We start from the raw sequence: 23,299 nt of genomic DNA on the forward strand, positions 1-23,299 counted from the left end.
GGAGAGCGATAACGATGAATCCCCCCAAATTCCAGCTTCACCCCGAAGACCCCCGCGTCCGGGCGCTGGCCGCCGCCGACCCGCGAATGGGGCGCCTGACGGCCTTGATCGGCGGCCTGGCGACCAAACCGCAGGGAGCTTATTTTGCCGAACTGGCCCGCTCCATTATCAGCCAGCAAATTTCGGTCAGGGCGGCGGCGACGATCCGCGGCCGGGTCATCGAGCTTGCCGGGGAACTATCCCCGGCCGCTCTCTCGGCGCAAACGGACGCCGGCTTACGAGCCGCCGGCCTCTCCGCCTCCAAGGTCGCTTATATCCGCGATTTATGCGGCAAGGTTTTATCCGGCGAACTCCAGCTGGAAAAGCTGGAGGACATGAGCGACGAAGAAGTCGTAGGCGCGCTCGTATCCGTGAAAGGCATCGGCAAATGGTCGGCGGAAATGTTCCTGATCTTCGCCTTGGGCCGGGAGGACGTCGTGTCGTTCGGCGATGCCGGCTTGCAGCGGGCCGCCAAATGGCTGTACGCCATGGAGGACCGGGACGACCGCAAATATTTGCAGCAGGTGGCCGCGCCATGGTCCCCCTATGGATCGATCGCTTCCCTGTATTTATGGGAAGCGATCAATCAAGGTCACGTCGATTCCGGCGAAACCTTCGAAGAGCGCTGTAAACACCTATGATTGGGCGTTATCCTTTGGCGTTTGCTAAACGGTGACAAAGAGGCGGGCGCTTGCGTAATTGATCCCGATCCGATGCTCCCCCCGTCGCCCGCAGCCCCTTCCACCTCTAACGGACTGAGATGACCTTATTCGCTCATTTCCCGGTTATTTCCCGCTGTAACGGACTCCAAAGGCGTTATTGGGCTGGAAATAAGGCGATCGGGGCGGAGTTGACCAAAATAAGGTCTCCTCGGTCCGTTACAATTTTTCTGCTCGAATTTTCGCCAGTTGAGCGTCATCAGTGTCCGTTAGCCCCTACGCCCGCGCCTTGCTCCCTCTTACCATGCGGTCCCGGAACCCAACCCACTCCTCCTGTCCTCACCCGTAAATTCTGATCTCATATTCGCAATGCTCGTCGCCGGATACGTTGCATTGGGTCTCACGGACGCTCACCTTGCGGTTCAATATACGGCCGAGCGCCCCTTCCAGAATTGCCCCCTCCAAGTCGCATACCTTTTTCTCTTCGATCACAGGCAGTCCTTTGCAGAAGCAATCGTCTACCGCAATCCGGATCAGCCGCTCATCCCGCTGCAAAACGCGCGGCAGTCCTATCCGCAGCTTGGCGAACAACTCCAACAATTCCTCCAGCGTCCCTACCGGGAGGCTCTCGCCGATTTTGCGGCCGATCGACGCCGTCGTTCCTTTGCCTTCCAATGGCAGACCCTGCTGCATACCGATCAAGCGGATCGCCCGAAACAGCTCCAGCGGCACCTCGTCTCCCAGACGGACGCGATTGATCCGCTGCAGATCCTCAAACGTAAAGCTTGTCATGGCTCATTCCCCTTTTCCTCGTTGGTTATATTTTTAATTTGCCATAAAACGCAATTCATTTCCTTGACTGAGATCAAAAATGCACAGCTATAAATGTGATATATATCACGAAATATGACGCATATCCTTGATAGGGTAAAAACAAGATCGTCTCGATTCCGGGTGGAGGGATGAATGATGCAACACACTTTGTTTATTTTGCTGCAGCTGCTGGAGCGGGCGGCGCTGCTGCAAATGTGTTTGTTTGTGCTGACCCGTCTGCCCCGCTTCAAGGAGCTTTTTCAGAAGAAAGAATACAACCGTCAGGAGCTGGCGCTGGCTACGGCCATTTTCAGTCTGTTCGCCATCTTCGGAACCTACAGCGGCATCAACGTTGAAGGCTCGCTGGTCAACGTGCGGATTATCGCCATCATGGCGGGAGGCATACTCTTCGGCCCGGCGGTCGGCCTGATCACCGGGCTCCTGTCGGGCGCGCACCGCTTCTTGATCGACATCGGCGGGGTGACCTCGCTGCCCTGCCTCATAACGAGCATGATTGCGGGCGTTGTTGCAAGCATCATATACGTCCGCACGCCGGCGGAACGGAAATGGGCGGTCGGCATCGCCGCCGGCATGGGCTGTGAAGCGCTGACGATGCTGCTGATTCTCTGGATGGCCGAGCCGTACTCGCTGGGGCTGAACATCGTTTCGCAGATCGCCCTGCCGATGATTGCCAGCCAGGTCTGCGTGGGATTGATCGTGATGCTGGTGCAGAGCGTGGAAGGAGAGAAGGAGCGGATCGCCGCCAGGCAGGCCAAGCTGGCGCTCGATATCGCCAACAAGACGCTGCCTTATTTTCGCTCCATCACGCCCGAATCGCTGCGGAAGATCTGCCGCATCATCCAGGCCGAAATCGGCGCGGACGCCGTGGCGCTCACCGATACCCGGTATATTCTCGCTTACGTGGGCTTGGGGGAGGAACATTATGCGAACCGGCATGAAATCGTGAGCGATGAGACAAAGAGTTCGCTGGCCAACGGGGAAATTACGATCCGCAATAATGAGGCCGCCCATATCGACCCCCGGATCAAGTCTCAGATCATTATTCCGCTCAAGGAAAAGGGGGAGGTAACGGGCGCGCTGAAAATTTATTATGCCAAGGCGCATAAAATCACTTACTCGCTGCAGGCGATGGCCGTTGGACTGTCTCAGATGATCTCCACGCTAATGGAGGTTTCGCGCATTGAGGACCTTAAGCAGATGGCCAACAAGGCCGAGCTCAAGGCGCTGCAGACGCGGATTCACCCGCATTTCCTGTTCAACGCGCTCAACGCGATCGCTTCCTCCATCCGTGTCGACCCGGAAAAGGCGCGCGAACTGATCGTCAATTTGTCCGGATACATGCGCTACAATCTAGAGCTGACGGACGAGATGATCGATCTCAGCAAGGAGCTGCAGCAGGTGCGGCAGTATGTGGAGATCGAGCAGGCCCGTTTCGGCAGCCGGCTGGAGGTGCGCTACGATATCGACGATACGCAGGTGCGAATTCCGAGTCTGATCATTCAGCCGCTGGTGGAGAATGCGATCGTCCACGGAATTTTGAAGGGAAAAGGCAAGGGTACGGTCACGATATCGGTCAAAGACCGCGGAGACACCGTGCGTATCGGCATTGTCGACACGGGCGCCGGCATCGAGCCGGAAACGATACGTAAGGTATACGAAGGCTCCATGGAAGACAACCGGATCGGGCTTTACAATGTACACCGCAGAGTAAAGCTGATCTACGGGGAAGGGCTTAGGATCCACAGGCTGGACAAAGGAACGGCGATTTATTTTAACCTCAAGAAGGAGATCTCATCAATTACTCATGACTAAAGTCATGAGCTTGTAACTGCCCGGAAGTGAATGCGACAAAAAGTCTCCTTCCTTAACATGGCGTTACTATAGGCAGGTTGACATCTGCCCAATTGTATAGGTATACCTTATACAATCCCTTTAGTGATGTACTTCATTCCAATACGCTGAAGGTTCATGGCGGCAACTCGATCATCACTTGAGCTATACCCGCATTCTTTACATTTGAAGTGATGCTTCTTCTTGTCCCGGTTCCCTTTGTTTTTACGGCCGCACTTCGGCAGGTCTGTGAGGTGTACTTGGGATCTACAGCAATCACTTTTCCTCCATGTAATGCGGCTTTGTACTCGATCATCTTTCTTAGTTGATAGAACGACCAAGATACCGATTCATAACGTTCGTTAAGTTGAATCTTTTCTGTTTTACTACGAACACCTTTTAAATTCTCCACCACCATCAAGGTTGCACCATACTTACGGACGAGTGCCTTCGATACACAATGATTGACATCATACATCCAACGGTTTTCTCGTCCTCCAATCCGCTTTAGTTTCCTTCTGGCGGAGGCTGTGCCGACTTGTTGCAGTTGTTTTCGCATATGCTTATACCTCGATCGCTTATCTTTGATCGGTCGACCGTGGAAGAACGTACACTTGCCCTGCGAATCATAACTGGTGGCGATAAAGTTGATCCCGAGATCAATACCGACGACTTGATGGATGGCTCCTGTTTCGATTTCGGCGATTTCTTTGGATACTGGAATATAGAGGAAGAATTTCCCCTTCTTGTGGACCAACTTTGCAGTGCCGTATGACCAAGATCCGTCAAAGTAAGAATCCATACCTTTCGTCATGTAGGGTACTTTAATCCGACCATACAGCGTGTTGATGGAAATGATTTGTTTGGAGAGCGAATAGTCCCGATTCCATACCAGGTCGTACTCGGGTTTCTTGAAAAGGACCGTGTCCAAGGGTGTTTGTTGCTGAGTAACGACTTGTATCTGGCGATGACGGTACTCATAACGGACTGGGCCATTTGCGACCGGAGCGAAAAAGCATAGCGCTATTCTCGATACATCATGTTGTGGAGTAAAGTCTTCGAGAGGATCTTGTCTTTATGTACAAGTACAGACAAGTGGTTGCTCGCTTCGCGGTATGCGCGCTAGGGTTTGTCGTAACCAATCCGCTTGTTGCTCATTAGGCAGTATTTTCACTTTCGCTGTTAAAGTAAGTTTCAAACCTGTCACCACACTTCAAAGAAAGGTGAAGTCAACACAAGGAAGCAACATCTATCTCATTCCATTATACCAAACATTCGTTCTCGTTTAAAGCGATAACAATGTCTTTTCAATATTTTGAAGGGAGGAAGTAAAGGAATATAGCTTGTCAGTGAGGCGTAAATTCCTCTCATGACTAAAATCTCAAGTATCCTTTACGTTATCGATGAAAGCGATCATCATCGAAGATGAAGAACTGGCCCGCCGGGAATTGGCTTACTTGATCGAGCGCTACAGCGCGATTGCGGTCGAAGCCTGCTTCGAGGACGGGCTGGAGGCGTTGAAGTTCTTGCAAAACCGGGAGGTTGATGTACTGTTTCTGGATATCAATATTCCCTCGATTGACGGCTTGCTGTTGGCTCAGACGATCAGCAAATTTTCCGCCAGACCTTTTATCGTGTTCACTACGGCGTACAAGGAGCATGCCGCGGATGCGTTCGAACTGGAGGCCTTTGATTATATTCTCAAGCCTTACAGCGAGTCGCGGATTCAGAATATGCTTGGCAAATTGGAGGCGGCCCACACGGCGCGAAGCGGAGGCACGGGAGAAGGAAGAGGCGCCTTCGGCAAGATCAATCTGTGGAAAAACGAAAAAATTATTGTCGTGGAAATCGACGACATTTATTATGCGGCCGCCCGGGAGAAGAGCACCAGCGTGATGACGAAGAGCGGGGAATACACGATGGCGCTCAGCATCAGCGACTTCCAGGCACGTCTGCCGCAGGAGCATTTTTTTCGCTGTCACCGCTCCTACATCGTTAATCTCGGCAAAATCAAGGAAATTATTCCGTGGTTCAACAATACCTATTTGCTGCGGCTGCGCGATCTGGACTTTGAAGTGCCGGTCAGCCGCGGTAAAGCGAAGGAATTCCGGCAGCTCATGCGTCTGTAGCCGCAATTCATTCCGTATTCGCGTCATTTCGTTCCCGTTCCCGTCAAGCGCTGCGCGTATTCGTTTACAATAAGAGTGCAGAGAGCTCTTGCGGAATCGAGAGAGAAAGAAGGAATGGCTATGAACGGCAAATCCGGAAAGCGGTGGCCGATCGTATTGGGCACCATTATTATGCAGATGGGTCTCGGCACCATCTATACCTGGAGTCTGTTTAACCAGCCATTGGCGAACAAATTCGGGTGGGATCTTGGCTCCGTTTCTACAACCTTCTCCATCACAAGTTTCGCGCTCGCCTTGGCCACATTGTTTGCGGGCAAGCTGCAGGACCGCTTCGGTCTGCGCAGGCTGACGATGGCGGCAGGCATTTTGTTGGGACTCGGCCTGATGTTAAGCTCGCAGGCAAGTTCCCTTCCGATGCTGTACCTGCTCGCCGGCGTGATGGTCGGCTATGCGGACGGGACGGCTTATATCACCTCACTGTCCAATCTGCTGAAATGGTTCCCCGGCCGCAAGGGTCTTATCTCCGGCGTTTCCGTCGGGGCTTACGGTACGGGCAGCCTGCTGTTCAAGTATGTCAACGGGGCTTTGCTTGAAACTGCCGGCGTTTCCGGAGCTTTTCTTTATTGGGGTTTGATCGTCATGGCGCTGATTGCCACCGGTTCCTTGCTGGTGCGCGAGGCGCAGCATTCGCCCGCCGTCCCGGCAGCCGAATCGCGCCCGTACGGCGCGGACAAGGCCGCAGATATGGAGCCGCGCAATTACTCCGTGGGTGAAATGCTGCGTACGAAAGAGGCTTACATGCTGTTCGCGATCTTTTTTACCGCCTGTATGAGCGGGCTTTATCTGATCGGCATCGTGAAGGACATCGGCATTCAGCTTGCCGGGCTTAACGAGGCCGCCGCGGCCAACGCGGTCGCGTTGATCGCTTTGTTCAACACGTCGGGCAGGCTGGTGCTGGGCGCGCTGTCCGATAAGATAAGCCGGCTGGGCCTGATCGGCGGAGCGCTGGCGGTAACGGCGGCGGCGGTGTTCACCCTGAGCTTTGCTCAGCTGAATTTCGGTCTGTTCTTCGCCTGCGTGGCGGCTATCGCCTTTTGCTTCGGCGGCAATATCACGATCTTTCCGGCGATTGTCGGCGACTTCTTCGGCCTGGCCAACCACAGCAAAAACTACGGTCTCATCTATCAGGGCTTCGGCATCGGCGCGCTATCCGGCTCGTTCATCGCCGTGATGCTGGGCGGCTTCAAGCCGGCGTTCATCGTCATCGGCCTGCTCTGCCTGGCCGCAGTCGTCATCGCGGCGCTCATAAAACCGCCTGAGGAAAACACGAAGAAAAAGGGGCTGCACCTAAAGCCTTTCAGGTCCGCAGCTTAAATTATAAAAAGCCGGTACGCACTGCTTTGCGGTGCGCCCGGCTTTTGCTAGTAGAAGGATCCGGAAATAATATGGCTTATCTGCGGACGGGGGTCATGGATCGCTTTGTTCTATATTAGTCTTGTGCTCAGTATCGCCCCTATAAAATAGCGGAACTTTCGGGTCTTATTTTCCAATTTGAGCCTATTTATCACCAATAGGGGAACTTTTGGGTCTTATTTTTCGATGAACAGGTCTAAAAGCGGCCTTTCGCCACTAAATCGTGAAAATAGCGCCATAAAATTCCTCTATTGCACGCAACATGGGGGTATCGGCTGAAATAGCACCCTTTTTTTCCTTTATGCTGTCACCCGAGATCTTCAACAGACTAGTTTTGCCCTTTTCTCATGTCTTCACTTGCCATCATGCTAACGTTATTTCCAGAATCGTCTACTAGTTTATAGGATATTTAAATGATTGCCTCTTTTACACCGCCTCCGGCTCGAAGCTGCCTTTCGTAAACTGGCTGTTGTACAGATCGGCGTAGAAGCCTTTTGCAGCCAGCAATTGTTCATGCGTGCCTTTTTCGATCACCGAACCGTGATTCATGACCAGGATCAGATCGGCGTCCTTGATCGTCGAAAGGCGGTGGGCGATGACAAAGCTTGTTCTGCCCTTCATCAGTTCGTTCATCGCTTTCTGGATCTGCACCTCGGTCCGGGTGTCGACGCTGCTCGTGGCTTCATCCAAAATGAGAATGGCCGGGTCGGCCAAAATCGCCCGCGCGATCGTCAGCAGCTGTTTCTGACCCTGCGAGATGTTGGAGGCCTCTTCGTTCAGGATCGTATCATATCCGTCCGGCAGCGTGCGGATAAAGTGATCGGCGTAGGCCATTTTGGCTGCCCGCACCACTTCCTCCTCGGTCGCGCCTTCGCGTCCGTAGGCGATATTGTCGCGGATCGTGCCGTTGAACAGCCACGTATCCTGCAGCACCATGCCGAACATGCTGCGCAGGTCGCCGCGCTTCATCTCCGCGATGTTGACGCCGTCCACGCTAATCGCCCCGTCGCCCACTTCATAAAACCGCATCAGCAGGTTGATCAGCGTTGTTTTGCCGGCCCCGGTAGGTCCGACGATCGCGATCGTTTGCCCCTGCGATACATTAATGTTCATATCCTCGATCAGCGGATGCTGAGGATCGTATCCGAACTTCACGTGATTGAAGGCCACATCGCCGCGCGGCTCTTTGAGTACCTTCGGCCGGGCCGATTCCGGCACTTCCTCTTCTTCGTCCAAAATTTCGAATACGCGTTCCGCCGAAGCGACCGTCGATTGAATGATGTTGGCGATGTTCGCCGTTTGCGTGATCGGCATCGTAAACTGCCGCGCATATTGGATGAAGGCCTGCACATCGCCGATCTCGATCGTCCGTTTGGTGACGAGGATGCCGCCGACCACGGACACGAGCACATAGCCGATGTTCCCGATAAAGCTCATGATCGGCATGATGACGCCGGAAATGAACTGCGCCTTCCAGCCTGCCGTGTACAGCCGCTCATTAATGTCGTCAAACTGCTCAAGCGACGTTTTCTCGCGGCCGAACGCCTTAATGATTTTGTGGCCGGTATACATTTCCTCTACATGGCCGTTAAGTTTGCCCAGCTCCGCCTGCTGGCGGACGAACTGCTTCTGCGAGCGTTTGGCGACCTGGGTGATCGCCAGCACGCTGAGCGGCAGCGTCAGCACGGCAATCAGCGTCATCAGCGGGCTGATCGACAGCATCATCACGATGACGCCGATAAGCGTCAAGATCGAGGTGATCAGTTGCGTCAAGCTTTGCTGCAAGGTATTGCTGATATTGTCGACGTCGTTCGTGACCCGGCTGAGAATTTCACCGTGGGTACGAGCGTCGAAGTATTTCAAAGGCAGCCGGTTCAGCTTGGCGTTCACATCGCGGCGCAAGTCGTACACCGTTTTCTGCGCGACGCCGGCCATCAGGTACTGCTGCACATAACTGAACAGCGAGCTTAATACGTAAAGTCCCACCAGGACCATGATGATCTGCCACACGTACGCAAAATCGATCGCCGCCCCGGGAACCCCCTGAATTTTCGCCATAATCCCTTCAAACAGCTTGGTCGTCGCTTTCCCCATCACCTTGGGGCTTACGATGCTGAACACGGTGCTTAAAACCGCCATGACAAGCACGGCTGCCAATTGATATTGATGCGGCCGCAAATAACGGATAAGCCGCTTTAAAGTCCCTTTGAAGTCCTTTGCTTTCTCGGCCGGCATGCTCATGCCGGGTCCGCCGGGCCCTCCCGGTCCGGGATGTCTCGGAGCGTGTCCTCTTAGCCCCGGAGGTCTGCCGGCAGGCTGCCCAGAGGCGCCCGCGCCTTTTTGCTCCTGACTCATGCAATCTCCTCCTCCGAAAGCTGTGAATAAACGATCTCTTTATACACGTCGCAGGTTTCCATCAGTTCGCGGTGATTGCCGATGCCGGCGATCCGGCTTTCGTTCATGACGATGATGCGGTCGGCGTCAAGCACGGTGCTTACCCGCTGGGCCACGATAATGACCGTCGCTTCCCGGGTCTCCTGCTTCAAGGCGGCGCGCAGCTTCGCGTCCGTTTTAAAATCGAGCGCGGAGAAGCTGTCGTCGAAAATGTAAATTTCCGGCTTCCGCACGAGCGCCCGGGCGATGGAAAGCCGCTGCTTCTGCCCGCCCGACACGTTGGTGCCTCCTTGAGCGATCACCGATTCGTAACCATGCTCCATCTCGGCGATAAAATCGCTCGCCTGGGCGATCTCGGCCGCGTGGCGGATCTCCTCGTCGGTGGCGTCCTCCTTGCCGTAACGGATGTTGTCGTTGATGGTGCCGGAGAACAACACCGCTTTTTGCGGAACGAAACCGATTTTGCGCCGCAGTTCCTCCTGCTTCATCTCCCGCACATCGACGCCGTCCACCAGCACGCGTCCCTCATCGACGTCGTAAAACCGCGGAATCAAGCTGATCAGCGTCGATTTCCCGGAACCCGTTCCGCCAATGATCGCGGTCACCTCGCCCGGCTTGGCGCTGAACGTAATGTCCCGCACCGCCGGCTGTTCCGCTCCGGGATAGCTGAAGGAGACGTTTTGAAATTCCACGTAACCTTTTTGCCCGGACATCGCCGCCGCCACATCGGCATCCTTGATCTCCGGAACCATGTCCAGCACCTCGTTGATCCGCACGGCGGAAGCGGAAGCGCGGGGAACCATGACGAACATCATCGAAACCATGACGAGCGAAAACATAATCTGCATCGCGTACTGCAGAAAAGCCATCAGGTCCCCTACCTGCATTTGCCCGGCATCGATCCGCAGCCCGCCGAACCAAATGATCGCCACCGAAGACAGGTTCATCACCAGCATCATGATCGGCATCATGAAAGCCATGATTTTATTGACCCGAATCGAGGTATCCGTCAAATCGAGGTTGGCCGCGTCAAACCGTTTGCTTTCGTAAGCGGTCCGGTTAAACGAGCGGATAACCCGGATGCCGGTCAGACTCTCGCGCATGACGAGGTTCAGCTTATCGATTTTTTTCTGAATCGCCTTAAACAGCGGGATCCCTTTGCCGGCAATCAACCAGATCGACCCGGCCAGCACCGGCAGGACGACCACCAGCACCAGGGACAATTCCGCGTTCTTCGATACGGCCATGATGATCCCGCCCAAACACATGAGCGGCGCCATTACCATCATCCGCATCATCATGATCAGCACCTGCTGAACTTGGGTAATGTCGTTCGTCGTCCGGGTGATCAGCGAAGCGGTGCCCACCTTGTCGAACTCTTCCAGCGAAAAGTTGGACACATGGTTAAACATTTTGGCGCGCAGCCGCTTGCCGAATCCCGACGCCGCCTTGGACGAGAAGAAGCTCGCTCCGATGGAGCAGGCCATTCCGCCCAGCGCCACTAGCAGCATAAATCCGCCCACCCGCCAAATATACGGCGTGTCACCTTTGACGACGCCGATATCGACGATATCGGCCATCAGTGTCGGCAAATACAGCTCGGACAACGTCTGAAGAAAGACGAGGGCGAGCACTCCGGCGACCAGCCAGCGGTATGGTTTCAAATAGCGGAAAAGTTTGATCAATTCCATCATCTCCACTTATCCGAATCACTCGGTTTTATTTTGATTGATCTGCGATTCGAAATACCGGTGTACATCGTGCAGCAGCTCGATCAATTGGTTGCTTTTCTCTTCGCCCAAAAAATCGCATAAATTTTGAATTTGCTTGGATCGGTGTTCCGCCGCCGTGCGAAACGCCTGATGGCCTTGCTCCGTCAGCTTGACGCGCACGACCCGGCGATCCTCCTGATCGTTGTAGCGATGCACAAGCCCTTGTTCTTCCAGGCTGCGAATCTGCGGCGTGACGGTGGGCGAAGCCACTCCCATCCTTGTGCTGAGCTCGGAGACGGTGATGCCCCGCGGCTCCTGTTCAAGCCCTTGAAGAATAGAATACATCAGTCTGAATTCGCTTGGTTTGAACGTTAACGGCGCCATTTTGTTCATATCCAGTCTCCGCAAGCGGTGCAGCGCCAGCATAAGCTTATGCGCCTGCGAATTATCGCTGGAATGCACCGGTGATCACCTCAGCTTTCCATTTATTTTCATGATTTAATAATTAGGAATCCTATTTATTAGCAAGCCTAATTATAATTTCGCTTATCATGAAAGTCAAGCGAGCCCGAAGTTCCACATATTAGAAAGAAAAAGACGCCTGCCGGGGTAAAGCTACCGGGTGCTGGCGTCTTTTTTACACTTAAATAAGGAACTGGCTCCGTTTTCGGATAAAGCTTTGCAGGTGCGTGCGAAGGATATGGGATGGGATCGGGACGGGCAAACCACTGTTGCCGGAAATAACGGTAAATTTGCGGCGCTATTTTCGTGATTTTGTCCCTCGGTCGCAGGATAGCGGAACTTTTAGGCCCTATTGGGGGCTGAACTTGAAAAAGAAGCCTTTTCCCGCTCATTTTCAAAAAATAGCGGTAAAAAGTTCCGCTAATATAGCTGGACCCCCTATCTCGGTAGGGGATAACGCCCTTTTTAGAGCTAGAATAAAAAGTGGACACCTCGTTAAGAGAAAAAGATAATGGAACTATCTGAGGAGGTGTTCACATGGGTGAACAACGGAAACGATATAACGAAGAATTTAAGAGACAAACGGTAAAATATCTCCAAGAACAGACAAAGTCGGTGGAGGACGTAGCCTTGGAGCTAGATATCCCAGCAAAGACATTGCATTCCTGGAAGGCGAAATACCGTGAGTTTAAGAACGAACCCATCACAAACGTCGAACGCGTTCGGGAACTCGAACAACTCTTGAAAGACAAAGAGCGTGAACTCCGCGAAAGCCAGCAGCGTATCGCCGATGTGGAAGAGGAACTGGCCATCGTAAAAAAAGCAGTGCACATCTTCAGCAAACCAAAGAAGTAAGGTTTCAGTTTATTGAAGATCACCGCTCCGAGTTTTCTTTGGAGAAGATGTGCCAGGTTTTTAGAGTTTCCCGGAGCGGCTACTACAAATGGCGAAACAAAAAGCCGAGTGAGCGAGCATTGCGTAAGTTACACCTGCTGAAAAGGATTACTTATCACTTCAACGATTCCGAGCAGCGTTACGGGGCCCCTAAAATCACGTACTTGCTGAATCAGGAAGGCGAGAACGTAACGGAGAGGACGATTGGTTTATACATGCGGGAGCTCGGCTTTCGCGCCTGTGTCGCACGTAAATACAAAGTGCAAACTACCGATTCTAACCATGACTTACCGATTGCTCCCAATATCCTTAACCAGCAGTTTCAAGTGAACAAACCCAATAAGGTTTGGGTTACCGACATTACGTACATTCCTTGTAGAGAAGGTCGGCTGTACCTTGCCAGCGTTATGGACCTATGCACCCGTGAGATCGTGGGCTGGCGTTTGAATGACCGAATGACAACCGATCTTGTTCTGGACGCTCTGAAGGATGCCTATGTGGCCAAAAGGCCTAAAAAAGGGCTCATTCATCATTCGGATCGAGGGAGCCAATATGCGTCCCACGAGTACAGAGAACAACTCAAAATTTACAAAATGACAGCCAGCATGAGCCGCAAAGGCAACTGCTACGACAATGCTTGTATTGAATCCTTTCACAGCATCCTCAAGAAGGAGTTGATTTACTGCAAGCGATTTAAGACCAAGCAGCAAGCCTATGACGAGATCTACCGTTACATTGAATTCTTCTACAACCGAAAACGGATCCATGGTTCACTCGGCTATTTGTCACCGGTTCGCTTTGCTGCGCAATTTAATAAGAGAAAAGTTGCTTAAAAGGGTGTCCACTTTCTTGACAGAGGTCCATTTTTACCTCTATTTCCCTCGATTCCGCAAAAAAGATCGTAACGGCGGGCTTGTAGAGCTAAAATTGTCCCCATGGCCGTTACGATCCTTTTCCATTACTGCCCTGCCCCGCCGCCTTGGCGGAGTTCATCCAGACTTTTGAACTCGTATCCCTGGCGCCGGGCTTCATCAATGATGGAGCCCAAAGCCGCCGCGTTGTCCTTGGACACGGAATGCAGCAGAATCACCGCGCCGGGATGCAGTTGAGAGACCACTTGCCGGTATGCGTAATCTGCGCCTCTTTGGGCCTTGACATCCCAATCCTTGTAGGCCACCGACCAAAATACGTTGGTGTACCCCAGCTCTTTCGTCACCCGCAGCGTTCTGTCGCTGAAAATGCCGCGGGGCGGCCGCAGGTATTTCATCTCCTGACGGCCGGTCACCTTCGCCGTCTCCTGCTTGACGCGTTCCAGTTCGTCGCGGATTCGCTCGTCGGAAATCGTGGTCATATCCGGATGGCTCCAGGAATGATTTCCGATAAGATGCCCTTCGGCAACCATCCGCTTTAACAGCTCGGGCTGATCCTTCACATAATGTCCGGTGACGAAAAAAACGGCCGGCACCTTCTTCGCCTTCAGCGTGTCGAGAATCGGCGCGGTATACCCGTTTTCATAACCGTTGTCGAACGTGAGAAACAATTCCTTCAGGGAGGTATCGCCGAGAAAAATTGCCCCATGTTTATCGACGATCTCTTTGAAACCCTCCTCGTTAATCGAAGGAAGACTTCCGTTTACGCTTTTTTTGAACCCGAAATGATGGGGCGAATCGGCGTTAACGGTTTGCGGTACCGCGGGGCCAAGCAGCATGCCGACCATTACCGCACAGATCAAGGCCAATCTCACAGAGCATTCTCTCCTTATTCTCCAAAATCCTAGCTGCAGCGCTCTCGTTTACTATTGCCTGTACTGCGGGAAATATACAACTCGCTTTTGGGCCGGCCGGGCCCCTCGCACCGCAACTTTAATTGCCCTGCTGTCTGCCCGCCGAACCGGACAGTTCGCTGTGCCGGTACCCGTACAGCACATACACCAATAACCCGAAAATCATCCAAACGAGGAAGGCGATCCAAGTTATCCGCGGCAGGCTGGTTAACAAATAGCCGCAGGTCAACACGGCCAGCAGCGGGATCCAGGGCACCAGCGGCACTTTGAACGAGCGGGGCAAGTCCGGGCGGGTCCGGCGCAAAATGACAACCCCGAGCGATACCGTAATAAAGGCAAAAAGCGTACCGATGCTGACCAAATCGGCGAGCCGGCCGAGCGGAATCAGACCGGCCAACACCGCGACCGCGATGCCGGTCGTCCAGATGCTGACGGAAGGTACCCCGGTCCGGGGATGCAGCCGGGCCAGCTTCCCGGGAAGCAATCCGTCCCGCCCGATCGCGTACAGGAGCCGGCTTTGACCGAACAGCAGCACAAACAGCACGGTCGTTATACCGACGATGGCTCCCAGCGAAATAAAGCCGGCCGCCCAATTCTGGTCGATATACTGCAGGGCGAAGGCGACCGGATTTTTGACGTTCAGCTGCGAATACGGAACGATCCCGGTAAGCACCGCCGTGACGAGGACGTACAGCAGCGAGCAAATCGCCAGCGACCAGAGGATGCCGCGCGGCAGATCCTTCTGCGGGTTCCGCACCTCCTCGGCGGCTGTGGCGACGGCATCAAAGCCGAGATAAGAAAGGAAGGCCGTCGCCGCCCCGGTAACGACGCCGCTGAATCCAAACGGCATGAACGGCGTCCAGTTGCCCGGCTTCACGTAAAAGGCGCCGACAACGACAAACAACGCGATCACGGCGATTTTGACAATGACCATGATCGAGTTCAGCCGCGACGACTCCTTCGATCCGCGGGATACGATAAACGTAAGCAGCAGCACGATCAAAACGGCGGGAACGTCGACATAGGTCCCGGCTTTAGGATCAAAGGCGCTGCTGATCGCATGCGGCAGGGCTATGCCAAACCCGGCGGCAAGGCCCTGAAAATACCCCGACCAGCCGCTGGCCACCATAGAAGCGGCAAAACCGTATTCCAGCATCAAGTCCCAGCCGAGAATCCAGGCGACAAGCTCCCCGAAGGTAGCGTAGCTATAGGTGTAGGCGCTCCCCGACACGGGAACCATCGACGCGAATTCGGCATAACACAGCGCGCAAAAGGCGCAGATGATCCCGGCCAGAATAAAGGAAAGAATAAGTCCCGGCCCGGCATGCTGCGCCGCCGCAACACCGGTGAGCACGAAGATGCCCGTCCCGACGACGCATCCGATGCCAAGCATGGTTAAATCAAAGACGCCAAGCTCTTTTTTGAGCGTGGTGCCGGCCGCGTTTTTCTCCGCAAGCATGGAGGTTATCGATTTTTTTCTGAATAAATGCATTTAGGCTCTGTCCCCTAATTCAAATTTAAGACACCCATCCGGCAATTATAGAGTCCCCGTGCGGTACGGACAAGCGCAAATATTGCCGGTTGCGCCTTTAATTTCGAACATTTCAGGAAATATTATCCCGGGCCCCCCGTTAACTCCTGCTGCGCAAAGCGGATCCACTCCCTCGTCGCAAAGGACAAATAGCGGTCGTCCCGCCAGACGATGCCCAGCTTCCAGGGGATGATCGGCTTTACCAGCGGAATGATCCTTACGCGCTCGTCATCCACCTCGCGGCAGATCGTTTCCGGCAGCAGCGTGATGCCGAGGCCGACCGCGACCATTTCGCTGATAAGGTCCCATTGCGAGCTCTCGTAAATGACATGCGGCTGAAATCCGGCCTTGGCGCATTCGTTAATGATCCGGTCATGCAGCGTAAAATCCTCCCGGAACAGGACGAACCCGTCCTGGGCCAGTTCGGACAGTTCCGCCGCCTGCCGCTCCGCAAGCGGGTGGGACGGGTGCACGACCAGGTTGAGCTTCTCTTCCACGAACGGAAAACTGCTTAATTCCTCCGCCGTCGCCGGCAGCACGATAACGCCGACATCAAGCGCCCCGCCGACCACATCCGACTCCACCTTTTTGGCCCCGTCCTCAAACAGCTGGATCGAAATGTCCGGATATTTCTGATGAAACTGCCCGATCACTTTCGGAAAAAAACTCGATCCCACCATCGGGGGAAGTCCGATCCGGATATGCCCTTTTTTCAAATTCCGCAGGTCGTCCAGCTCCGCCACCAGGTTTTGGAACGAGGTGACGATTTGCTGCGCTTGTCCCACTATGATTTGACCGGCATCGGTGAGCACGATTTTTTTGCCGACCCGATCGAACAAAACGACGCCCAGTTCGTCCTCCATGCTTTTGATCGTCTTGCTGATGGTCGGCTGGGTGATATACAGCGCTTCGGCCGCTTTCGTAAAGCTTTTGAACCGGGCAACCTCGATCAAATATTGCATTTGCCGAATATCCAAATTTGGAGACACTCCTTTCACAACCTATCGATAGCCAATTGGAATGTTATTCATTCAGTATATTCATTTTACCCATGAAAACAATCGGTGTAATATTTTCATTATCAACGACGCAAAACCGACAGGAAGGAGCTTCCGTTCACCATGAACACGATGAAAATAATGAAAACGGCCGGCAAGGGCGTATTTCAAGTAGCGATTTTATTTTTATTCACCTTTGTCATGAACGAGGTTGCAAAGCTGCTTCATCTGCCGGTACCCGGCTCGATTTTGGGCATTTTCGTGTTGTTTGTCCTTCTGAAAACCAACATCGTCAAGCTGGCGTGGATCGAACAAGGCGCAAACTGGCTGCTCGCCGAGCTGCTGCTGTTCTTTATTCCGTCCGCCGTTGGCATTATGAAATATATGCCGCTGCTGGAAAGCGAAGGCGTGCGGATTTTGATCGTCGTCATTTTCAGCACCTTGATCGTCATGATCAGCTCGGGGCTTGTCGCCTCCCGCATTTCCAAACGAAAGGAGCGTCACAGCTCATGATCACCGGTTTGCTTAGCCTTGTTTTTACATTGGTGATTTATTATCTGGCCAAACGGCTGTACAAAATCCGGCCTAAAGTTTATTTGTCCCCACTGCTGATTACGCCGCTGTTTCTGGTCATCGGCCTGATGTGGGCGCAGATTCCTTACGAAACTTACCAGGCCGGGGGAAAATGGCTTAGCACGATGCTGCAGCCCGCCACCGTCGCTTTTGCCGTTCCGCTATATAAATACTACAATGTTCTGAAAAAACACGCGGTGGAAATTCTCATCAGCGTACTGACCGGTTCGGTGGTGGCGATGTTCTCTTCGGCCTTCCTGGCCGAGTGGCTGCATCTGGACAACGATCTGATCACAAGCCTGATCCCCCGTTCGATTACGACGCCGATCGCTATGAACGTCTCCCAGGTCATCGGCGGCGTGCCGAATATTACGGCCGTCTTCGTCATTATTACCGGCCTGCTCGGAACGATGCTCGGGCCGCTGGTCGTGAAGCTGTTCCGCATCGAAAACGAGGTGGCGCGCGGCGTATTGTTCGGCACGAGCGCCCACGGCACCGGAACGTCCAAAGCGTTTGAGCTAAGCTCGCTGACCGGCACGATCTCCAGCATCTCCATGATTTTGGCCGCCTTGTTCACGTTGGGCGCCGCCCCGATGCTGATCTCGCTGCTGCAATAATGCAATAACCTTACGGTTCCTCCAAACTCAACATATAGTTTTCTCTTGAACCTCCGCCTTGGGCGGGGGTATTTTTTTGCGCGGTAAGTCTTTGCCTTGCGGCTTCCACCGACGGCCGGCTTTTCGCCCGTTTATGCCGAGTCAACATTTGGCCGGCATCATTTAAAACTGTACTTGAAATACTAACAGTTAGGCTTTATACTGTGATCGAGATCATTTTATAAAGAAAGGATGATTTTGGATATGAGTACGGCAGAGACAGTAAATCTGAACGATTTTTATACGGTACTTCGGGAAAGACATTCGGTTCGCGCTTACGACCCGTCGGTGAAAATCTCCCGGGAAGAACTGAAGGAAATGCTGGAGCTTTCGCTTTCCGCTCCTTCCTCTTCCAATTTGCAGCCTTGGCGGTTTTTGGTGATTGACGAAGACGAGCTGAAGCAAAAGCTGCTGCCGATCGCCAACAACCAGCAGCAGGTCGTGGAAGCTTCCGCCGTTATCGCGGTGCTTGGCGACCTGAAGTCCTATGAGCAGGCCGATGCGATTTACAGCCAGTCCGTGGCGATGGGCGCAATGACCGAAGAGGTGAAAACCAATTTTGTCGAACGTTTGCAGCAAATGTACGGAGGTTTGGGAGACGAGCGGCTCCATCAGGTCAACTTGCTCGACGCCGGTCTGATCTCCATGCAGCTGATGCTGATCGCCAAAGCGAAAGGCTACGACACCGTGCCGATGGCCGGATACAATCCGGAAAAATTCGCCGAGGTCTTCGAAGTTCCGGAAACGCTCAAGCCGATCCTCCTCATCGCCATCGGCAAAGCGGCCAAACCGGCTCATGCCACACCGCGCCTGGGCGTAGATCAAGTGACGTCCTGGAACTCGTTCCAATCCTGATAAGCAAACAAAAAGCGGAGAACCGAAAGGTTCTTCCGCTTTTTTTATGCCCGGATGGCTGCCCCTATTTTTTCGAAATTCCCAGCCGGTTTGGCCGCCGTTTGGCGCATACTATATCAGGTCATTTGCTTTTTTTCTGCATAAGTCCGCGGCTTGAGCGGCCGCTCGGCGAAGTTGATCTCAATTGCTCATGAAGTTGATCTATAATTAGCTTTGTTTAAAGCTTACATAGATATTACAATAAAGGTCATAAAAAACGTGAAAAGTAGAACATGTTTTTAGCGAGAAAGGGTGGATCCAAATGGCGATTACACAGCAAAACGAGGCACTGGAACAAGCCAGCCGCTATGTGGCTGAAGTTTATGAAGCCGTTCAAAAACGCAATCCGGGAGAACACGAATTCCATCAAGCGGTGAAGGAGATTTTGGATTCGCTGGTTCCGGTGTTTGCCAAACATCCGAAATACCAGGAAAGCGGCATCCTCGAAAGAATCGTGGAGCCGGAGCGTTTGATCAGCTTCCGCGTTCCGTGGGTGGACGATCAGGGCAAAGTACGGGTTAACCGCGGCTTCCGCGTGCAATTCAACAGCGCGATTGGGCCTTACAAAGGCGGGCTGCGCTTTCATCCGTCGGTAAATGCCAGCATCATTAAATTCCTCGGCTTCGAGCAAATTTTCAAAAATTCGCTGACCGGCTTGCCGATCGGCGGCGGGAAAGGCGGCTCGGATTTCGATCCCAAAGGCAAATCGGAGCTGGAGGTCATGAGATTCACCCAGAGTTTTATGACCGAGCTGGCCAAATACATCGGTCCCGACATGGATGTGCCTGCCGGAGATATCGGCGTAGGTGGACGGGAAATCGGCTACATGTTCGGCCAGTACAAACGGCTTTACGGCAGTGAAACCGGCGTGTTGACGGGGAAAGGCCTGACGTACGGCGGCAGCCTGACGCGCACCGAAGCAACGGGGTACGGCCTGGTGTACTTCACGGCGGAAATGCTGGCCAGCAAAGGCGAAACCTTTGAAGGCAAAACGGTCGTCGTTTCCGGTTCCGGCAACGTTTCGATCTACGCCATCGAAAAAGCGCAGCAGCTGGGAGCCAAGGTGGTCGCGTGCAGCGATTCGAACGGTTACGTGTACGATCCGAACGGCATCGACCTGAAAACGGTCAAACGGTTGAAGGAAGTCGAAAGAAAACGGATTAAGGAATACGTGAACGAGCATCCGGGTGCGGAATACCATGAGGGCTGCCGCAACATCTGGAGCATCCCTTGCGATATCGCCCTGCCGTGCGCGACACAAAACGAAATCGATGAAGCTGCGGCAAAGCAGCTCGTCGCCGGAGGCGTGAAATTCGTCGCCGAGGGCGCCAACATGCCTTCGACGCTGGAAGCGATCGAGGTGTATCTGAACAGCGGAGTATATTTCGGCCCGGCCAAAGCGGCCAATGCCGGCGGCGTCGCGGTCTCCGCCCTGGAAATGGCGCAAAACAGCGCGAGATTGTCCTGGACCTTCGAGGAAGTGGACGAAAAGCTCAAAGGCATCATGAAGAACATCTATGCCAATAGTGTAAAAGCCGCCGAAGAGTTCGGCCATCCCGGAAACCTGGTGGTCGGCTCCAACATCGCCGGCTTCCTGAAAGTCGCCGACGCGATGCTGGCGCATGGGGTAGTTTAAATAGAATAAAACCAAAAAAAGCGCCCGGGATCTAATGTCCCGGGCGCTTTTTTTCGCTAGAGCCAGGCTAAATTAATAAGCCAGGGCGTCCAGAGCTTTAATGTGCGACAAATAGCGGATGTTGCTCGCTTCTTTCATCATCGTGGCCGGCAGACCGCGCAGCTCGGTGTTGTTGGCGCCGATCGTCGCTACGGCGTCCTTGCGGCCAAGGCTGGCCAGCGTACCGGAGTTGACCGGTTCGAACCCTTCCATCTTTTTGCCGCGCAAGAAAGCGAACAGGTTGTAGCCGGTCAGCTCGCCCATTTGCCAGGCGATTTGCGCCGTCGGCGGATACGGGCGGCCGTCAGGTCCCATAAATACCGCGCTGTCGCCGACCACAAACACGTCCGGATGGGAAACGGACTGCAAGAATTGGTTGACCGAAGCGCGTCCGCGGTTCACTTCCAGGCCGGACTCGCCCACGAGCGGATTGCCTTGCACGCCGCCTGTCCAGACGAAAGTGTTGGCCACGATTTTTTGGCCGTCCTTCAAATCGATTACATTGCCCGCGACATTCGTCACCGGCAACCCGGTCAAAAATTTCACGCCGCGTTTCTCCAGGCTCGCCGTCGCGCGTTCGATCAAAGAATCCGGCAACACCGGCAAAATCTTCGGCCCCGCTTCCACGAGCAGCAGTTTGATCGCCTCGCGGTCCACGCCGTATTTCTTCGTCAGCTTCGGCAGCTGGTCGGCGATTTCCCCAACCAGCTCGACGCCGGTCAAACCGCCGCCGCCGATCAGGATCGTGGCGTCCGCTTCATTGCCGGACTTGGCATACTCGCTGATCCGCTCCTCGATATGCTTGTAAATCGCGTTGGCGTCGTAGGCCGATTTCAGCACCATGCTGTGCTCCTCCAGACCCGGGATGCCGAAGTAGGCCGTTTTGCTGCCAAGCCCGACCACCAGCGCGTCATAAGTCAGGGTCGAACCGTCGGAAAGCTTAATTTCTTTATTATCCACCGAAAAGCTCTTGACCGTGGCGATACGCAGATCGATGTCTTTTCCTTTAAACAGCTTATCCAGCGGCAGCGCCACCGCCCGTTCGGAAATGCTGCCGGCAGCCAGACGATGCAGCTCCGTAATGATCTGATGCGTCGGATATTGGTTAACGACCGTCACCTGCGCTTCCGATCTGTCCATATATTTGCGAACGGTCAAAGCGCTAAGCACGCCGCCGTAACCGGCACCTAAAATTACAATTTCTTTTGCCATGGTTATTATCCTCCGTTATTTTTGTTGACTGTCGCGTGCGCCAGAGACTTGAAGATAAGCATTCACAAAGCGAAACAGCTTTTGCGCCTGCGGATCCTTAAGCATTCTAAGCAGACCGAACAAGCCGATTACCTCCTGGCTCTCTTCAGCCCGATCTCTGGCTTCGATGACGTTGGCGGCTACTTTCTTCACCGTGCCCACCACCGGTCCGGCCACCTCCGCGAAACCGCCGACCATGTCGTTTTTCAGCACTTCGTCCGTCGACAGTGATTTGAAAAAATCATACGATTTGGTCAGCGCGCCGACCATTTCCGTTAATTTAGGAAGCTGCTCTACCAGCACGCTCAAGGATTCCTGAACTTCCGGCTTCAACAGCTGCTCCAGAAGTTCACGCTCCTGCTGCCCGGCAGACAAGGCGCCGCCTTGCTCCGTCTTCGTTTCGGCAATTGTTTCTGACATTTCCGATTCTCCTTTGCAATAGATCTTAAGTACTTGCTTGTTCCTTAGTGTTCCAACCTTCTCTTACTCCAACCATTTTTGGTTAGTGAAAAAAGGCACATCTCAACCTGCAACAATCCCAATAAATTGTACCACATTTTCTACAAAAAAGGACCATGAAAGTGATTATTTTCACGGTCCTTAATTATTAAAAATTTTTCGGTTCGCTTAGGATATATAACCCAGCGCCTGGGGCGAAAGCTCCTTCAGGAACTCATAAAACAGCTTCTCCGTCGGCGCCATTTCGCGCCCCGCCGGAACGATGACCCCGACATCCCGGGTGACCTGCGGTTCATTGATCGGCACCGTCACAATCGTCGGCGGAATCTGCTCGCTTAAGGCGATTTCCGGCAGCAGCGTCAGGCCAAGGCCCGCGGAAACCAGCCCTTTGATGGCATCCAGATCGTCCCCTTCAAAAGCGACCTTGGGCTGAAACCCCAAATTGGCGCAAGCCCTCACCACGATATCGCGCAGGATGAAACCTTTGGGAAACAAGACAAACACATCGTTTTTCAAATCGCTTAGTTTCAAAGAGGGCTGGTCGGCCATAGAGTGTCCGGCGGGAAGGAGCGCCACGAATTTTTCCCGGAACAAAATCTCGCCGTTGATTTGCGGTTCCTGCTGCGGCACCGGCCCCATCACCGCCAGGTTGATCTCCCCTTCGACGACCCAGTCCATCAATTCTTTGTACGAGCCGTGCTGCAGTTGAAAATGGACATACGGGTACTTTTTGCGGAAAGCCGAAACGACCGCCGGAACCATCCGCGCCGCCAAGCTGCTGGGGAAGCCGATCCGCACGGTCCCCCGCTCGGGATCCAAATATTCTTCGATCTCCTGACGGGCATGGTCGATGACTTTCATCAGCTGCTCCATCTGGTTTAAAAACTGCCGGCCGATCGGCGTCAGCTTGACTTTGCGCCCTTCATGAATAAACAAGTCCACGCCCAGCTCCGCTTCCAGCTTGAAAATTTGCCGGCTTACCGCCGATTGCGAAACGTGCAGAGCGTAGGATGCCTCAGTCACATGCTCAAGTTTGGCCACTTCGATGAAATATTGGATTTGCCTCAGTTCCATGCCACACCCTCCCTATTCCAGACGCCTCAGAAAAACCGG

Annotated in this window: 18 protein-coding genes and 2 pseudogenes; 9 read left to right on the top strand and 11 right to left on the bottom strand. The window is 53.7% G+C overall.

What is annotated here, in order from left to right; translation table 11 throughout:
- The first annotated feature begins 14 nt into the window (after positions 1–14).
- On the top strand, positions 15–680 hold the full coding sequence (locus NYE69_RS00220; protein WP_124332434.1) for a DNA-3-methyladenine glycosylase family protein: 666 nt from the start codon (positions 15–17) through the stop codon (positions 678–680).
- A 357-nt stretch (positions 681–1,037) separates the two neighbouring features.
- On the opposite strand, the gene NYE69_RS00225 is transcribed toward NYE69_RS00220, so the two are convergent.
- Complete coding sequence (locus tag NYE69_RS00225) at positions 1,038–1,490, bottom strand: V4R domain-containing protein (protein ID WP_036619129.1); 453 nt, start codon at positions 1,488–1,490, stop codon at positions 1,038–1,040.
- 177 nt (positions 1,491–1,667) lie between these two features.
- Between NYE69_RS00225 and NYE69_RS00230 the strand changes: the two genes are divergently transcribed.
- Complete coding sequence (locus tag NYE69_RS00230; RefSeq protein ID WP_155619341.1) at positions 1,668–3,344, top strand: sensor histidine kinase; 1,677 nt, start codon at positions 1,668–1,670, stop codon at positions 3,342–3,344.
- A 107-nt stretch (positions 3,345–3,451) separates the two neighbouring features.
- Here NYE69_RS00230 and NYE69_RS00235 read toward each other — a convergent pair.
- Positions 3,452–4,560: pseudogene (locus NYE69_RS00235) on the bottom strand (RNA-guided endonuclease TnpB family protein).
- A gap of 205 nt (positions 4,561–4,765) precedes the next feature.
- Here NYE69_RS00235 and NYE69_RS00240 point away from each other — a divergent pair.
- Together NYE69_RS00240 and NYE69_RS00245 are read left to right on the top strand one after the other, a co-directional pair.
- A complete protein-coding gene (locus NYE69_RS00240) occupies positions 4,766–5,491 on the top strand; it encodes a LytR/AlgR family response regulator transcription factor (RefSeq protein ID WP_036619127.1) in 726 nt (241 codons plus the stop codon).
- Between the two features lie 120 nt (positions 5,492–5,611).
- The gene (locus NYE69_RS00245) at positions 5,612–6,865 is read left to right on the top strand and encodes an L-lactate MFS transporter (RefSeq protein ID WP_213509692.1); all 1,254 of its coding nucleotides are present in this window, start codon (positions 5,612–5,614) and stop codon (positions 6,863–6,865) included.
- Positions 6,866–7,330: 465 nt separating this feature from the next.
- On the opposite strand, the gene NYE69_RS00250 is transcribed toward NYE69_RS00245, so the two are convergent.
- Genes NYE69_RS00250 through NYE69_RS00260 form a run of 3 tightly spaced genes read right to left on the bottom strand, consistent with a single transcriptional unit; the run spans position 7,331 to position 11,472 of the window.
- The gene (locus tag NYE69_RS00250) at positions 7,331–9,259 is read right to left on the bottom strand and encodes an ABC transporter ATP-binding protein (RefSeq protein WP_036619125.1); all 1,929 of its coding nucleotides are present in this window, start codon (positions 9,257–9,259) and stop codon (positions 7,331–7,333) included.
- Positions 9,256–10,983, bottom strand: a complete 1,728-nt coding sequence (locus NYE69_RS00255) for an ABC transporter ATP-binding protein (protein WP_036627397.1) — start codon at positions 10,981–10,983, stop codon at positions 9,256–9,258. The genes NYE69_RS00250 and NYE69_RS00255 overlap by 4 nt, the downstream gene beginning before the upstream one ends.
- 24 nt (positions 10,984–11,007) lie before the next feature.
- Positions 11,008–11,472: a MarR family winged helix-turn-helix transcriptional regulator gene (locus NYE69_RS00260; RefSeq protein ID WP_036619124.1), complete on the bottom strand. Its 465-nt coding sequence runs from the start codon at positions 11,470–11,472 to the stop codon at positions 11,008–11,010.
- Positions 11,473–12,009: 537 nt separating this feature from the next.
- On the opposite strand from NYE69_RS00260, the pseudogene NYE69_RS00270 reads away from it, so the two are divergent.
- Positions 12,010–13,199, top strand: a pseudogene (locus NYE69_RS00270) (IS3 family transposase).
- Positions 13,200–13,324: 125 nt separating this feature from the next.
- Here NYE69_RS00270 and pdaA read toward each other — a convergent pair.
- The 3 genes from pdaA to cidR form a co-directional block, all read right to left on the bottom strand.
- Positions 13,325–14,083: a delta-lactam-biosynthetic de-N-acetylase gene (gene pdaA, locus NYE69_RS00275; RefSeq protein ID WP_051985819.1), complete on the bottom strand. Its 759-nt coding sequence runs from the start codon at positions 14,081–14,083 to the stop codon at positions 13,325–13,327.
- A gap of 145 nt (positions 14,084–14,228) precedes the next feature.
- Complete coding sequence (locus NYE69_RS00280; protein ID WP_036619121.1) at positions 14,229–15,641, bottom strand: amino acid permease; 1,413 nt, start codon at positions 15,639–15,641, stop codon at positions 14,229–14,231.
- A 122-nt stretch (positions 15,642–15,763) separates the two neighbouring features.
- Positions 15,764–16,657 (bottom strand): cidABC operon transcriptional activator CidR, encoded by an 894-nt coding sequence (gene cidR, locus NYE69_RS00285; RefSeq protein WP_036619120.1) that lies wholly within the window; start codon positions 16,655–16,657, stop codon positions 15,764–15,766.
- A gap of 162 nt (positions 16,658–16,819) precedes the next feature.
- On the opposite strand from cidR, the gene NYE69_RS00290 reads away from it, so the two are divergent.
- The 4 genes from NYE69_RS00290 (at position 16,820) to gdhA (ending at position 20,437) form a co-directional block, all read left to right on the top strand.
- Positions 16,820–17,191 carry a CidA/LrgA family protein gene (locus NYE69_RS00290; RefSeq protein WP_036627395.1) on the top strand — a complete coding sequence of 124 codons (372 nt, stop codon included), beginning with the start codon at positions 16,820–16,822 and terminating at the stop codon, positions 17,189–17,191.
- Positions 17,188–17,868, top strand: coding sequence for a CidB/LrgB family autolysis modulator (locus NYE69_RS00295; RefSeq protein ID WP_155619337.1), 681 nt, complete (start codon positions 17,188–17,190; stop codon positions 17,866–17,868). The genes NYE69_RS00290 and NYE69_RS00295 overlap by 4 nt, the downstream gene beginning before the upstream one ends.
- Before the next feature lie 243 nt (positions 17,869–18,111).
- Positions 18,112–18,762: a nitroreductase family protein gene (locus NYE69_RS00300; protein WP_036619118.1), complete on the top strand. Its 651-nt coding sequence runs from the start codon at positions 18,112–18,114 to the stop codon at positions 18,760–18,762.
- Positions 18,763–19,063: 301 nt separating this feature from the next.
- The gene (gene gdhA / locus NYE69_RS00305) at positions 19,064–20,437 is read left to right on the top strand and encodes an NADP-specific glutamate dehydrogenase (protein ID WP_155619336.1); all 1,374 of its coding nucleotides are present in this window, start codon (positions 19,064–19,066) and stop codon (positions 20,435–20,437) included.
- 72 nt (positions 20,438–20,509) lie between these two features.
- On the opposite strand, the gene NYE69_RS00310 is transcribed toward gdhA, so the two are convergent.
- The 3 genes from NYE69_RS00310 to NYE69_RS00320 all read right to left on the bottom strand — a co-directional run bounded on the left by NYE69_RS00310 (position 20,510) and on the right by NYE69_RS00320 (position 23,260).
- Positions 20,510–21,688, bottom strand: a complete 1,179-nt coding sequence (locus NYE69_RS00310; RefSeq protein ID WP_155619335.1) for an NAD(P)/FAD-dependent oxidoreductase — start codon at positions 21,686–21,688, stop codon at positions 20,510–20,512.
- 15 nt (positions 21,689–21,703) lie between these two features.
- Positions 21,704–22,147: a DUF1641 domain-containing protein gene (locus tag NYE69_RS00315; protein ID WP_036619115.1), complete on the bottom strand. Its 444-nt coding sequence runs from the start codon at positions 22,145–22,147 to the stop codon at positions 21,704–21,706.
- Positions 22,148–22,354: 207 nt separating this feature from the next.
- Positions 22,355–23,260, bottom strand: coding sequence for a LysR family transcriptional regulator (locus NYE69_RS00320; protein ID WP_155619334.1), 906 nt, complete (start codon positions 23,258–23,260; stop codon positions 22,355–22,357).
- Between the last annotated feature and the right edge of the window lie 39 nt (positions 23,261–23,299).

Source organism: Paenibacillus sp. FSL R5-0527 (assembly GCF_038008055.1).
Taxonomy (GTDB): Bacteria; Bacillota; Bacilli; order Paenibacillales; family Paenibacillaceae; genus Fontibacillus; species Fontibacillus macerans.

Coding starts and splice junctions, on each gene's coding strand:
- NYE69_RS00220 (WP_124332434.1), top strand. CDS start 15: ATGAATCCCCCCAAATTCCAGCTTCACCCCGAAGACCCCCGCGTCCGG.
- NYE69_RS00225 (WP_036619129.1), bottom strand. CDS start 1,490: ATGACAAGCTTTACGTTTGAGGATCTGCAGCGGATCAATCGCGTCCGT.
- NYE69_RS00230 (WP_155619341.1), top strand. CDS start 1,668: ATGCAACACACTTTGTTTATTTTGCTGCAGCTGCTGGAGCGGGCGGCG.
- NYE69_RS00240 (WP_036619127.1), top strand. CDS start 4,766: ATGAAAGCGATCATCATCGAAGATGAAGAACTGGCCCGCCGGGAATTG.
- NYE69_RS00245 (WP_213509692.1), top strand. CDS start 5,612: ATGAACGGCAAATCCGGAAAGCGGTGGCCGATCGTATTGGGCACCATT.
- NYE69_RS00250 (WP_036619125.1), bottom strand. CDS start 9,259: ATGAGTCAGGAGCAAAAAGGCGCGGGCGCCTCTGGGCAGCCTGCCGGC.
- pdaA (WP_051985819.1), bottom strand. CDS start 14,083: ATGGTCGGCATGCTGCTTGGCCCCGCGGTACCGCAAACCGTTAACGCC.
- NYE69_RS00280 (WP_036619121.1), bottom strand. CDS start 15,641: ATGCATTTATTCAGAAAAAAATCGATAACCTCCATGCTTGCGGAGAAA.
- NYE69_RS00290 (WP_036627395.1), top strand. CDS start 16,820: ATGAAAACGGCCGGCAAGGGCGTATTTCAAGTAGCGATTTTATTTTTA.
- NYE69_RS00295 (WP_155619337.1), top strand. CDS start 17,188: ATGATCACCGGTTTGCTTAGCCTTGTTTTTACATTGGTGATTTATTAT.
- NYE69_RS00300 (WP_036619118.1), top strand. CDS start 18,112: ATGAGTACGGCAGAGACAGTAAATCTGAACGATTTTTATACGGTACTT.
- gdhA (WP_155619336.1), top strand. CDS start 19,064: ATGGCGATTACACAGCAAAACGAGGCACTGGAACAAGCCAGCCGCTAT.
- NYE69_RS00310 (WP_155619335.1), bottom strand. CDS start 21,688: ATGGCAAAAGAAATTGTAATTTTAGGTGCCGGTTACGGCGGCGTGCTT.
- NYE69_RS00315 (WP_036619115.1), bottom strand. CDS start 22,147: ATGTCAGAAACAATTGCCGAAACGAAGACGGAGCAAGGCGGCGCCTTG.
- NYE69_RS00320 (WP_155619334.1), bottom strand. CDS start 23,260: ATGGAACTGAGGCAAATCCAATATTTCATCGAAGTGGCCAAACTTGAG.